The organism is Clostridium sartagoforme (assembly GCF_039521405.1).
Taxonomy (GTDB): domain Bacteria; phylum Bacillota; class Clostridia; order Clostridiales; family Clostridiaceae; genus Clostridium; species Clostridium sartagoforme.
Genome location: NZ_BAAACH010000037.1, coordinates 157479 through 170126, shown reverse-complemented (window position 1 = coordinate 170126; position 12648 = coordinate 157479). Strand labels below are relative to the sequence as shown.

14 protein-coding genes are annotated in these 12648 nt (G+C 27.4%); 11 read left to right on the top strand and 3 right to left on the bottom strand.

The genetic code is table 11. The features are described 5' to 3' along the window. Position 1: 1 nt before the first annotated feature. The 9 genes from sufU (at position 2) to ABDZ60_RS14705 (ending at position 7317) form a co-directional block, all read left to right on the top strand. Positions 2-433: a Fe-S cluster assembly sulfur transfer protein SufU gene (gene sufU / locus ABDZ60_RS14745; RefSeq protein ID WP_047000981.1), complete on the top strand. Its 432-nt coding sequence runs from the start codon at positions 2-4 to the stop codon at positions 431-433. Positions 434-801: 368 nt separating this feature from the next. After that, on the top strand, positions 802-2133 hold the full coding sequence (locus tag ABDZ60_RS14740) for a hemolysin family protein (RefSeq protein ID WP_016206161.1): 1332 nt from the start codon (positions 802-804) through the stop codon (positions 2131-2133). Between the two features lie 70 nt (positions 2134-2203). Continuing rightward, entirely contained in the window at positions 2204-2647 is a 444-nt protein-coding gene (locus tag ABDZ60_RS14735; protein WP_343779078.1) for a hypothetical protein, read from the top strand. Between the two features lie 77 nt (positions 2648-2724). Continuing rightward, complete coding sequence (locus tag ABDZ60_RS14730) at positions 2725-2961, top strand: DUF1292 domain-containing protein (protein ID WP_016206159.1); 237 nt, start codon at positions 2725-2727, stop codon at positions 2959-2961. 122 nt (positions 2962-3083) lie between these two features. Continuing rightward, positions 3084-3314 (top strand): hypothetical protein, encoded by a 231-nt coding sequence (locus ABDZ60_RS14725; RefSeq protein WP_016206158.1) that lies wholly within the window; start codon positions 3084-3086, stop codon positions 3312-3314. 110 nt (positions 3315-3424) lie between these two features. Next, positions 3425-4111 (top strand): Yae1 family protein, encoded by a 687-nt coding sequence (locus ABDZ60_RS14720; protein ID WP_343779075.1) that lies wholly within the window; start codon positions 3425-3427, stop codon positions 4109-4111. 92 nt (positions 4112-4203) lie between these two features. Beyond that, entirely contained in the window at positions 4204-4962 is a 759-nt protein-coding gene (locus ABDZ60_RS14715; protein ID WP_343779073.1) for a TMEM164 family acyltransferase, read from the top strand. A gap of 61 nt (positions 4963-5023) precedes the next feature. Further along, positions 5024-5824, top strand: coding sequence for a zinc transporter ZupT (zupT, locus tag ABDZ60_RS14710; protein ID WP_343779071.1), 801 nt, complete (start codon positions 5024-5026; stop codon positions 5822-5824). A gap of 326 nt (positions 5825-6150) precedes the next feature. Continuing rightward, the gene (locus ABDZ60_RS14705) at positions 6151-7317 is read left to right on the top strand and encodes an AI-2E family transporter (protein ID WP_343779069.1); all 1167 of its coding nucleotides are present in this window, start codon (positions 6151-6153) and stop codon (positions 7315-7317) included. Between the two features lie 104 nt (positions 7318-7421). On the opposite strand, the gene ABDZ60_RS14700 is transcribed toward ABDZ60_RS14705, so the two are convergent. The 3 genes from ABDZ60_RS14700 to ABDZ60_RS14690 form a co-directional block, all read right to left on the bottom strand. Then, positions 7422-8249, bottom strand: a complete 828-nt coding sequence (locus ABDZ60_RS14700) for a TPM domain-containing protein (RefSeq protein ID WP_156174339.1) — start codon at positions 8247-8249, stop codon at positions 7422-7424. A gap of 2 nt (positions 8250-8251) precedes the next feature. After that, the gene (locus ABDZ60_RS14695) at positions 8252-8821 is read right to left on the bottom strand and encodes a LemA family protein (protein WP_016206152.1); all 570 of its coding nucleotides are present in this window, start codon (positions 8819-8821) and stop codon (positions 8252-8254) included. Positions 8822-8913: 92 nt separating this feature from the next. Continuing rightward, complete coding sequence (locus tag ABDZ60_RS14690; RefSeq protein ID WP_242835037.1) at positions 8914-9825, bottom strand: prenyltransferase; 912 nt, start codon at positions 9823-9825, stop codon at positions 8914-8916. A gap of 187 nt (positions 9826-10012) precedes the next feature. On the opposite strand from ABDZ60_RS14690, the gene ABDZ60_RS14685 reads away from it, so the two are divergent. Together ABDZ60_RS14685 and mglA are read left to right on the top strand one after the other, a co-directional pair. Next, positions 10013-11062, top strand: a complete 1050-nt coding sequence (locus ABDZ60_RS14685; protein ID WP_016206150.1) for a galactose ABC transporter substrate-binding protein — start codon at positions 10013-10015, stop codon at positions 11060-11062. Between the two features lie 83 nt (positions 11063-11145). Then, positions 11146-12645, top strand: a complete 1500-nt coding sequence (gene mglA / locus ABDZ60_RS14680; protein ID WP_016206149.1) for a galactose/methyl galactoside ABC transporter ATP-binding protein MglA — start codon at positions 11146-11148, stop codon at positions 12643-12645. The last annotated feature ends 3 nt before the right edge of the window (positions 12646-12648 follow it).

Here is a 12648-nt window from a genome sequence, read left to right as displayed (position 1 = left end):
AATGGATTTAAATGCTATATATACAGAGCTTATAATGGAGCACAGTACTTCAAGACATAATAGAAGAAAGCTAGACAATCCAGATTTATCTGAAAAGGGTCATAATCCAAGTTGTGGGGATGAAATAACATTAGAATTAAAAATGAATAAAGATATAATAGAAGACTTGGCTTTTACTGGTCAAGGCTGTGCGATATCTCAAGCATCAACTTCAATGATGATAGATCTTATTAAAGGTAAGAATAAAGAAGAAGCTTTAAAACTTGTAGAAACATTTATTGGAATGATAAAGCGAGAAATAAGTGATGAAGAAGAGCTTGAAGCATTAGAAGATGCTATAGTTTTAAAAAATATATCAAATATGCCAGCTAGGGTAAAATGTGCTGTTCTTGCATGGCATACATTAAAAGAAGCTATAGGTGAAGAAAAATAATTTTAGATTATTAAGTAAGGGGCGTTTTAATACGCCTCTTTTAACTCTTTAAGAAATTATAAAAAGTTTATCATGTTGATAACTATTTATAATTTACTTCCTTCAGTTTTTTAGTGGACGTATGTAAGTTTATATTGACTTGGAGCGAAGCGAGCAATAAGCACATTTACATATGTCCACTTTTTAATATAGATATAAATAATAATTATTAGTTTTTAAAAGATATAGCTTAATATATACAAGTATTTCATAATAATTTGAAAAATTGAGACTATTTAATCTTTTGTGTTATAAATAAGTATTTGATAGAACAAACATATATATGGTAAAATTAGTTCACTATATTTTAATTTAAGGAGAATGAATAAATGGAAGGAAGTCCCGGGAGTAGTTTTATTTTAATTTTAATATTGGTAATGGTTAATGCATTTTTTGCATCAGCGGAAATGGCAATAGTATCATTAAATAAAACCAAAATAAACATATTAGCAGAAGAAGGAAATAAAAAAGCGATATTATTAAGAGATATACTTAAAGAACCCAATAATTTCTTATCTACAATACAGGTAGGAATTACATTTGCAGGTTTCTTTGCATCAGCATCGGCAGCAACATCAATTTCAGGTGGCTTTGCAAATGTATTAAAAAATATTAATATTCCTTATAGTGAAAGTATTGCATTAGTTTTAACCACTTTAGCTATTTCATATTTAACACTAGTTCTTGGAGAATTAGTGCCTAAAAGAATAGCACTTCAAAATTCAGAAAAGGTTGCAATGTTTTCTATAAAAATAATATTATTTATATCAAAAGTAACTAAACCATTTGTATGGTTTTTATCATTTTCAACAAACCTAATACTTAAGATATTTGGATTTAAAACAGAAGGAATAGAAGAACAAATATCAAGAGAAGAAATTAGAAGTCTTATAGAAATAGGAGAGGAAAATGGTGCAATAAATCAAGCAGAAAGAGAAATGATTGATGGAATAATAGAATTTGATGATACAGCAGCTAAAAAAATAATGACCCCAAGAACAGAAACATTTTTGTTAGATGTTAATGAAAATATTAGAGATTGTATAAAAGAAATTTTAGATGAAAATTTTTCAAGAATACCTGTTTATGAAGATGAAGTAGATAATATTATAGGTATATTGCATATGAAAGATTTATTTGCAAATATAGTTGAAAAGGGAATAGACAATGTAAAAATAAGAGAGCTAATAAAAGATCCATGTTTCTTTATAGAAACAAAAAGCATAGATGATTTATTTAAAGAATTAAAAGATAAGAAAGCTTATATAGCTATTTTAATAGATGAATATGGTGGTTTTTCAGGAATAGTAACAATGGAAGACATTATAGAAGAAGTAATGGGTGAAATCCTAGATGAGTATGATGATAATTTAGATATAGAAAAAATAGATGATGAAAATTATATAGTTAGTGGATTAATGACATTATCAGATATAAGTGATTATTTGGATATAGAATTAGAATCAGAGGTAGCGGATACAATAGCAGGACTTTTTATTGAAAAACTTGGAGAAATTCCAACTAACACAAAAAATTGCGAAGTAAAATTTGATAATATAACTTTAAAGCTAGTTAAATTAGATGATAGAAGAATAGATAAAATTCATTTGATTATAAATAATAAACTTAAAAATAGAGCTGAAGAAAATAACAAAGAATAGAAATGTAGAATAGATTTTAATGTATAATAAATCTTTATATTATTAAACTAATATAAAGGAGAGTGATATTATGAATGATGAAAATATAAAAGTGCTTAATAAAGAATTAGAAGGAATTATAATGGGAGAAAATGAAATAGCAAAATTAAAAGAAAAAGCTGTTGATTATAAAGTTATAGAACTTCTAGATAAGGTATTGATAACAGTTCAAAAAAATAAAGATTTAATAGTAAAAGAAATTGAAGAATTAGGATCTAAGGTTCCATATGATGAAGGCTTATGGGGAAAGTTTTTAGAACTATTTAATAGCTTTAAAGAAATGAATATAGATACTGATAAAGAAATATTAAAAACAGCTATTAAAGGTACAGAGATGGGTTTTAAAGCTATTTTAGATTTCGTGATAAAAGAAAATAATATACATGAGCACTTAAAGAAAAGTTTAATAGCAGTATCAGATGAATATGCAGAACAAATAAAATCAATGCAAGAATACTTATTAAAGATTAGTTAAAGATATTTTTAATATATATGTATAAATTTATTCTATTAAAGCAAAATAAGTTTAGTAAAATAAAGGAGTGTATATATATGAATCAAAAGATAATGTCTTTCAATGATGAAAATGGGAATAAAGTTGATTATGAAATCTTAGAACAAAAATTAATATGTGGAAATGAATATGTAGCTATGGCACCTGTAAAGGATAAATCACATATAGAAATATATAAAATTAAATTTGATAAAGAATGGAATGAAAGTTTAAGTGAAGTAGAATCTCAAACAGAGATAGATATGTTTAAACAAGTTTCAAATTTAAAATTTTAATATAAAAAGAAGTCAGTTTAGTTGTTACTATGCTGACTTCTTTTTTTGATTAAAGTTTAAGGTAACAAATAAAAATAATTATGAATAGTATAAAGTAAAATAATTGTAGGAGTAATTTAATCATGAATAGTTATAACTTAATTATGAGACTTCAAGCAAAGATGCAAGATCCTAGATTTGCAGAACGATTTAATAGGATAGTATCAGAGTTTAATAGTATTCCTGGAGTACAGCAAGAAGTTATGAGAATAGCTCAAATAGAGGATGAAAAAAAGAGAGAAAAAGCTATATCAAAATTACCTGATCGAGTAAAGAGATTGGTTAGAGAAGTAAATTCATTACTAAATGAATAATTTACATCATAGTTACTAAGGAGATAAAAACTTTTATAAAGCATTAACAAAAGGTATAAAAGATTCATATATTATGTATTATAAACATTTATAACAAGGAGATAAAAAAGATGGAAACAAATTATGAATTCGGTACTAAAGATTTCGAAGAAATTCTAAAAAGAATTCAGCAAGATGAAACAAGTTCTTTTCAAGATGTTAATTTCACCGAAAATAATTCTTCAGGATTTGGAGAAGAAAATAATTTAATGAATGACATTGAAGAATTGAGTAAAAATAATATTTTCCAAGATAATAGTTTTGTTGAAGAATCTACTAGAAATAAAAGTTCTTGCGGATGTAATGATAATAATGACATAAATGACATAGGATGTAGCGATAATAATGGAATAATTGATTGTCGTAAATGGTATGAAAGAGGATTAAGAGCAGGTTTAGAAAAAGGATATATAAAGGGATATGAGTGTGGAAGGCAACAAGGACGAAGAGAAGGTTTTAGAGAAGGCTATGCAAGAGGAATTGCTAGAGCTCAAGAATTAGCAAGAGCTAGCTATGAAAGAGGGTATAGACAGGGATATAATGCAGGATATAGAGCAGGATATCAAAAAGGATATCAAAAAGGTTGCAGGGTAGGATATCAAAGAGGTGTTAGAGTAGGATTCCAAAATGGTCTTAGACAAGGATATGAAAATGCTTATAGGGAAATATTGAATTGTTTAAATAATGCTAGGCAAAGAACTAGTAACCTAAGTAATAATAGTGGTACTAGAAATGGTTGCTGGAGATCAGTAACCTAAAAATAAAATGATAATGGGGCTGTCGAATAGACAGCCCCATTAAGAATTATTTTATTAATAAATTCATACTCTATATAAAGGAGAGAAAGAGTATGAAAAATTTTTTTATTTTTAAAAGAGCATATGATAGCTATAGAATGAATATTTTTGAGCAAATCATTCCTTTAATAATAATGATAATAATAATAGGATTATTATTATTATATAGAGATAGAATAAGAATAAATAGTAGAGCAGAAAAAATAATAAGATATATATTAACATCTGTATCAGGAGTATTCTTTATATCTTATTATTTAGCAAATTGGATGATTATAGGGATAGAGTTAGAAAACTTACCATTACATCTTTGTTATATATCAAATATATTATGCATAATTCTTGGTATTAACAAGAATAAAAAAATATATAATTTTACACTTTGTTATGGATTAATAGGAGGAATTGGAAGTTTATTATCTATGGATACATCATTATCAAGTAGATATTTTAAATACTATCAATTTATGGTATCTCATATTTCCATAATAGTAATTCCGTTATATTTTCTTATAATACATAAATATTTCTTAAATGAAATGGAAGTATTAAAGGTATATATCATGCTTCAAATAATAGGTATAACAATGGGAGTATTCAATCATATATTCAATACAGATTATTTTTTTGTAACTTTCAATTCAAATCTAGCTGCTAGAGGAACTATTCTTGAAGATATAGGAAGTGGATATAATTATTTTATAAATCTAGAATTATTATCATTAATATACATGGGAATAATATATATTATTGTAAAAATTGTGAATAAAAAAATAATAAAAGCTATAGAAGATAATTCTGATTTTAATTGATAAAAGTTATCAATTAGTGTAAGATAAGTATATAAACAAATATAGTAAGGAGGATAAAAATATGAGTAATGTAACTATAGCTTTCTTAATAACATTGTTTGCTGGACTTGCAACTGGTATAGGAAGTTTAATAGCCTTTTTAGCAAAAGGAACAAATAAGAAGTTTTTATCCATAAGTTTAGGTTTCTCAGCAGGAGTTATGATATATGTGTCTATGATTGAAATATTTTCTAAGGCTAAGGATTCATTAATATCAGCATTAGGAGAAAGAACAGGAAATTATTTAACAGTAGGTTCATTTTTTGCAGGAATGTTCTTAATTGCAATAATTGATAAATTTGTACCTAGTGGAGAAAATCCACATGAAGTTAAGTTAATTCCTTCAGAAAATAGTGAGGATAAGAGTGCTAGTGGTTTATTAAGAACAGGAGTTTTTACTGCATTAGCAATAGCAATTCATAACTTTCCAGAAGGATTAGCTACTTTTGTATCAGCCTTAGGAGATATGAAAATAGCAATCCCTATAGCAGTAGCAATAGCAATTCATAATATACCAGAAGGAATATCAGTGTCAGTTCCAATTTATTATGCAACAGGTGATAAGAAAAAAGCTTTTATATATTCCTTTTTATCAGGAATGTCAGAACCGGTTGGAGCAATTGTAGGCTACGTGTTTCTAAGAAATTATTTTAATGATTTAACATTCGGAATAATTTTTGCTATGGTAGCTGGTATAATGGTGTTTATTTCATTAGATGAATTATTACCTGCTGCTAAAGAATATGGAGAGCATCATTTATCAATATATGGATTAATTTTAGGAATGATAGTAATGTCAATAAGTTTACTATTATTCATTTAAAAAAGATTGTCTAAATTAGTTTTAGACAATCTTTTTTTGTAATATAAATTAATAAAGTAAATTTGAAAAATATAAGTACTATAGTAATAATATAAAGTAAAAATGATAATATTAGAATTCATATAAATAATGAATAAATAGTTAAATTTTATTAGTAATAGATATTTTAAAATTAAATGTATTATAATTGGAATTATAAAACTTATAAAAAAATAAACTTATTTTTTAAATTTAATATTTTATAAATAGGTTTATTAAGTTTTAATCTTATAGCATAATAATTATATAAATTATAAATTAAAATATATAATAGGAAGAGGTATAAAATGAAAGTAAATTGGAATAGTAAATATACAACAATAGCCACTTATTCATTTATAGTTGCAATTTTAGTAATATTATTTTATTTAGCAATATCCCAGGTTACTATATTTACAGATAAACTAGATTCAATAATTATTATAATGCAACCGTTTATAATTGGATTCTCAATTGCATATATAATAAATTTTTTATTAAACTTTTATGAAAAAATAGTTTTTGAAATGAAATATGTAAAGAAATTAAAGATAAAGTCAAAAAGAGGGTTAGCAATAATATTTTCATATATAACAGCTTTTTTTATAATTAGTATGTTTATAAAATTTTTATTACCTCAGCTTATAGATAGTGTTATAGGATTAGTAAATAATATTCCAACATATATAATGAACTCTACAAAATTTGCAAATGAAACAATATTGAAATTAAATATAGAAGAGCGATACTCACAAATGTTGTTAGACAACTTTAATAATTTAGTAAACTACATAATTAAGTTTGCAACCAATTTAATTCCTGCATTTGGTGGCTTTTTAGCTGATATTCTTTCAAGTATATGGAATGTGGTTTTAGGAATAATAGTATCAGTTTATTTATTAATAGATAAAGAAAAGTTATGTGCATTAAGCAAAAAAATTACTTATGGATTATTCTCAAAAGAATATGCTGATGGGATTATTGAATTAGCGCATAGAAGTAATTATACTTTTGGAAGATTTATAGTAGGGAAAATAATTGATTCTTTAATAATAGGGATATTGACATTTATAGTATTAACTATATTTTCAATTCCATATACAATATTAGTATCATCAATAGTTTGTATAACTAATGTTATACCTTTTTTTGGTCCCTTTATAGGAGCAATTCCATCTTTTATAATAATTTTATTTATATCACCAGTTAAGGCCATATGGTTTTTAGTAATAATTTTATTTATACAACAATTAGATGGTAATGTAATAGGACCAAAGATTTTAGGAGACTCAATAGGAATATCAGCATTCTGGATATTATTTTCTATATTAGTTGCAGGGAAGTTATTGGGAATAATAGGAATGATAATAGGAGTGCCATTATTTGCAATTTTTTATTCTATAGTAAAGTATTTTATAGAAAGTAAATTAAGAAAAAAAGGATTAAATACTGAAACAAAGGATTATATGAAATAGGTTTCTTTGTTGTAGAAATATAAATAAGCTAAAGCTAAAAAGGAGTTGTTATTAAAACAGCTCCTTTTTATGTAAATTTATAAGTTTAAATGAATATTTACAAATTACCAACTTCCAGAAGAACCTCCGCCATTTGAAGAGCCACCGCCAAATCCACCGAATCCACCGCCAGAGCCGCCGAAGCCTCCAAATCCGCCACCGCCACCGGAGCCTCTGCCTCCAGGACCACCACGTCTTCCGAAGAAACTACTCCAAAAAAGAATTTTAAAAATTGTTCTTATTATTCTTCCACGATTAAAAATTATATCAAGTATAAGAAGCACTAGTATTATACCAATAGGTATGGCATCAAAAATACTACTTGAATCTTGCCTATTAGATTCTTTAGGAATTTCTATATTTAGTGATTTGCTTAAAGTAACACCATATTCTTCTGCAATAAGGTCATTAAAAGTACTATAGCTTTTTATTATTCCAGAACCATAATTGTCGTTTTTAAAATCATCTGTAGCTAAGGACTCCATGACTCTATTACTTAAAGCATCTGGTATTACACCTTCTAAACCTCTTCCAACTTCTACTCTCCACTTTCTATCCTTGATGGCAACTAAAATTAACAAACCGTTATCTTTAGCCTTTTGCCCTATTCCCCAAGAACGAAATAGGTTTATTGAGTAATTCTCAATAGGAATATTATCTGTAGTATCTATAATTACAACAATAGATTGAGCTCCAGTTTTATCTTCAAGCTCTTTTCCTAAAGAGACAATTGTTTCTATTTCATTTGAATTTAGTATATTCGAATAATCATTTATATACTTATAATTTGTAGGTGAAGGATAATTAACTTGTGCTGAAATTGAAATTGAAAAACTAAAAATTATTAAAAGAGAAGATAATAATATTTTTTTTAACTTACTTATAACATTCATAATTATCTAGAAAAATCAACGGAAGGCACTTCACTAGCATTATCACTTGCTTTATAAAGTTGCTTTTCCTCGAATCTAAATATTGAAGAAATTATATTAGTAGGAAATCTTCTCATCTTAGTATTGTAATTAGTTACAGCTGTATTATAATCTTGCCTAGCAACAGCTATTCTATTTTCTGTTCCTTCTAACTGAATACTTAAATCTTTGAAGTTTTGATTGGATTTTAAATCAGGATAATTTTCTACTACTACAAGTAATCGAGAAAGAGCACCTGATAATTCACTATCTGCATTTGCTTGTTCAGATATATTTGAAGCTCCAGAAAGTTTACTTCTTGCATTGGCAATATCAGTAAAAATATCTTTTTCTTGAGTAGCATATCCCTTAACTGTATTAACTAGATTAGGTATTAAATCAGATCTTCTTTGCAATTGAGTATCTATATTGGATTCAGAAATATTAACAAGTTGCTCTAAAGATACTAATTTATTATAACTAGAAATTATAGGGAATATAATTATAATAATAACTACAATTATAGCTATTAATATTTTTAGTCCTTTTTTCATAAAAAAATACATCTCCTTTCTATATTAAATATTATATGTAGAAGAAAGATGTATTATTAAATATTTAATTTATAATTACTCTAAAAATGGATCTATCCAATAAATAAAGTTAAGATTAAAAGTAGGGTAAAAGTCCAATGCAAATTATTAGTATACGGTATCCCAAGCTTTTCAAAGTTACAAACAGATTTATGAGCTTTTAAAGCTATTGGTAATGTTATAAATACTAATAATGAAATAGCAGGATAAAATCCTGTTATTACGTATAGTAGCGTTAATACATAAGCTCCAAAAACTAAAAATCTATAAATATACTTACTATATTTGCTTCCAATTCTAACGCTTAATGTTCCAAGACTTAAATTAGCATCTCTTTTAAAATCTCTCATCTCATTACTTATCATTAAAGCGGGAATAATGAAAGAAGCAGGTAAAGATAACAATATTGGATATAAGCTTATAGATTGGGTAAATGGATAAGAAGCACCTAAAACCATTAATGGCCCCATTGTTATAAAGGAAATTGGTACTCCAAGTCCTTTTCTTTTAAAAACAAAAGGTTCACCAGTATATGCATAAGCAGAAAATATTCCAACTACGCCGATAAGTAACATTTTTAAATCAGTTATGTAAATAAGATATAAACCACTTAAGGAAGATAGCCCAAAGCAAAGCATGGCCCAAAGAAAAACATATATATCAAAATAAGTTCTTTCTACTCCTAAAAACTTTATTTTTCTTCCACTAGGTCTATAATATCTAAAACTTCCTTCAAAATAATCATTTACTAAATTAGCACCGGATTGAGCTAGTATACCGGCAATAGTTATAATCAAAATTAATATAATATCACTAGAGCTATTTAAATTTATAAATCCCATTTTGTATGCGGATGCAATTCCAAGAGTTGTAGAACCTATTGCCAAGGTTAGTGAAAATGGGCGAAATGCCTTCCAAGAGTCTTTAATGAATTTTAATACGTATTCTTTATTCAAACCAACCACCTCATTTATTTAATAGTAACGAGAAATTCTATCATAAAAAAGAAATTTTTTCAATTAACAACATCTAAGAATTTCGATAGAAGTGTTAAGTTTTTTGTATGGAAGTAATTAGCATATAAATTTATAATAATAAATGTAAACGAAATCAATTTAATGTTAACGATTTTTATAAAGGTGGAGGGTTAATATGAAAAAGGTTAAAAAATTACTTACAATGGCAATGGCTACAGTTATGGTTACAGCTTCATTAGTAGGCTGTGGAGGTAAGACGGAATCTCCAAGTGGTGGAGATACATCAAAGGGAGATAAAGTTAAGGTTGGGGTATGTTTATACAAATTTGATGATACTTATATTTCAACAGTTCGTCAAAACTTAGAAAAATTACAATCTGAAAACTCAGATAAAGTTGAGTTTACTTTCTATGATGGAAAAGGTGACCAAGCTACTCAAAATGATAGTATAGATACATTACTTCAAAAGGATGTGGATCTTTTATTAGTTAATTTAGTTGATACAGGAGCAGCTCCAACAGTAATCGACAAGATTAAAGCAGCTGAAAAACCTGTAGTATTATTTAACAGAGAGCCATCAGCAGATGCTATAAAAGCATATGACAAAGCTATATTTGTTGGAACAAATGCAAAAGAAGCTGGGGTTATGCAAGGAGAAATACTTTCAAAAGCATGGGAAGGTAATAAGGCAGCTATAGATAAAAATGGAGATGGAGTATTACAATATGTAATGTTAAAGGGTGAACCTGATAATCCAGAAGCAGTTGCAAGAACTCAATATTCAGTTTCAACTTTAAATGATAAGGGAGTTAAAACAGAAGAATTAGCACTTCAAGTTTGTAACTGGGATCAAGCGTTAGCACAAAATGCTACAGAAGCATGGTTCTCAAAATTTGGTGATAAGATTGAAGCCGTAATAGCTAATAACGATGGTATGGCTCAAGGGGCTATAGCAGCATTAACAGCTCAAGGATATAACAATGGTGATGCAGCAAAAACTATTCCAGTTATAGGTGTTGATGCTACAGCAGCAGCTCAAGACTTAATTTCTAAAGGATTTATGTTAGGATCAGTTCTTCAAGATGCAGAAGGAATGGCTAAAGCATTATATGAAACAGGAATGAATTTAGCAGCTGGTAAAGGCGCTGTAGATGGAACTTCATATAAGTTCGATGACTCAGGAGTTGCAGTACGTATTCCATATCAAGAATATATTAAAAAATAATATAGCATATAGAATTAAAAAAACTGCATAGTGTATTTTCACTATGCAGTTTAATAAATAATAGAAAAGTGGTGAAGTAAGTTATGGCAGATATAAAATATGTTCTTGAGATGATGGATATAAGTAAAGAATTTCCAGGGGTTAAAGCGCTAGATAATGTTCAATTGAAAGTAAGACCAGGAACTGTACATGCTTTGATGGGAGAAAATGGAGCAGGTAAATCTACTTTAATGAAATGTTTATTCGGAGTTTATATTGAAGATAGTGGAGAAATTTTAATAGAAGGTGAAAAGAGTAAGTTTTCTAATCCAAAGCAAGCTATGGATAATGGCGTTGCTATGGTTCACCAAGAATTAAACCAAGTTTTACAAAGAAATGTTATGGATAATATATGGCTTGGAAGATATCCAGGAAATGCTGGAATAGTAAGCGAAAAAATAATGTATGAAGAAACTAAAAAAATATTAGATGAATTAGAAATAGATGTTGACCCAAAAATGAAGATGGCCAAACTATCTGTTTCCCAAAGACAAATGGTTGAAATAGCTAAAGCAGTTTCATATAATGCGAAAATTTTAGTGTTAGACGAACCTACATCATCATTAACTAATGAAGAAGTTAATCACTTATTTAGAATTATAAATAAATTAAGAGATAAGGGCTGCGGTATTATATATATTTCTCATAAAATGGAGGAAATTCTTCAAATATCAGATGATGTAACAATTATGCGTGATGGTAAGTGGATAGATACACTTTCGGCTAAGGATCTTACAACAGATAAAATAATTAAGTTAATGGTTGGACGTGATTTGACTAATAGATTCCCACCAAAGACAAATAAACCACAAGATGTTATTTTGGAAGTGAAAAATTTAACGGGTGCTTTTCAACCTTCAATTAAGGAAGTATCATTTGAATTAAGAAAGGGAGAAATACTTGGAATTGCAGGTTTAGTAGGCTCTAAAAGAACTGAATTATTAGAAACAGTATTTGGAATAGCTAAACATAGTGATGGGGAAATAATTCTTCATGGTAAAAAAGTAGAGAATTCTGATTCACGTAAGGCTATAAAAAATGGATTTGCGCTATTAACAGAGGAGCGTAGAGCTACAGGTATATTTGGACAACTTGATATTAAATTTAATACCATGATTGCTAATATAGATGGATATAGTAAATATGGAGTATTAGATAATAAAAAGATGACTAAAGATACTAAATGGACAATAGATAGTATGAAGGTTAAAACTCCTAGTCAAAAAACTTTGATTAGAAGTTTATCAGGAGGAAACCAACAAAAAGTAATAATAGGAAGATGGCTTTTAACTAATCCAGAAATACTACTATTGGATGAACCAACAAGAGGCATAGATGTTGGAGCTAAATATGAAATTTATCAACTTATTATAGATTTAGCTAATAAAGGCAAAGGGGTAATAGTTGTATCTTCTGAAATGCCTGAATTATTAGGAATATGCGATAGAATACTTGTAATGTCAAATGGAAAAGTAGCTGGAATAGGTGATGCAGACAAATTGTCACAAGAAGATATTATGTCTATGGCTGCTAAATATATTTAGAAT

What these genes read in the sequence shown, in the direction of transcription:
- ABDZ60_RS14725 (WP_016206158.1), top strand. Translation starts at nt 3,084, where the DNA reads ATGAATAGTTATAACTTAATTATGAGACTTCAAGCAAAGATGCAAGAT.
- sufU (WP_047000981.1), top strand. Translation starts at nt 2, where the DNA reads ATGGATTTAAATGCTATATATACAGAGCTTATAATGGAGCACAGTACT.
- zupT (WP_343779071.1), top strand. Translation starts at nt 5,024, where the DNA reads ATGAGTAATGTAACTATAGCTTTCTTAATAACATTGTTTGCTGGACTT.
- ABDZ60_RS14730 (WP_016206159.1), top strand. Translation starts at nt 2,725, where the DNA reads ATGAATCAAAAGATAATGTCTTTCAATGATGAAAATGGGAATAAAGTT.
- ABDZ60_RS14720 (WP_343779075.1), top strand. Translation starts at nt 3,425, where the DNA reads ATGGAAACAAATTATGAATTCGGTACTAAAGATTTCGAAGAAATTCTA.
- ABDZ60_RS14685 (WP_016206150.1), top strand. Translation starts at nt 10,013, where the DNA reads ATGAAAAAGGTTAAAAAATTACTTACAATGGCAATGGCTACAGTTATG.
- ABDZ60_RS14735 (WP_343779078.1), top strand. Translation starts at nt 2,204, where the DNA reads ATGAATGATGAAAATATAAAAGTGCTTAATAAAGAATTAGAAGGAATT.
- mglA (WP_016206149.1), top strand. Translation starts at nt 11,146, where the DNA reads ATGGCAGATATAAAATATGTTCTTGAGATGATGGATATAAGTAAAGAA.
- ABDZ60_RS14695 (WP_016206152.1), bottom strand. Translation starts at nt 8,821, where the DNA reads ATGAAAAAAGGACTAAAAATATTAATAGCTATAATTGTAGTTATTATT.
- ABDZ60_RS14715 (WP_343779073.1), top strand. Translation starts at nt 4,204, where the DNA reads ATGAAAAATTTTTTTATTTTTAAAAGAGCATATGATAGCTATAGAATG.
- ABDZ60_RS14700 (WP_156174339.1), bottom strand. Translation starts at nt 8,249, where the DNA reads ATGAATGTTATAAGTAAGTTAAAAAAAATATTATTATCTTCTCTTTTA.
- ABDZ60_RS14705 (WP_343779069.1), top strand. Translation starts at nt 6,151, where the DNA reads ATGAAAGTAAATTGGAATAGTAAATATACAACAATAGCCACTTATTCA.
- ABDZ60_RS14740 (WP_016206161.1), top strand. Translation starts at nt 802, where the DNA reads ATGGAAGGAAGTCCCGGGAGTAGTTTTATTTTAATTTTAATATTGGTA.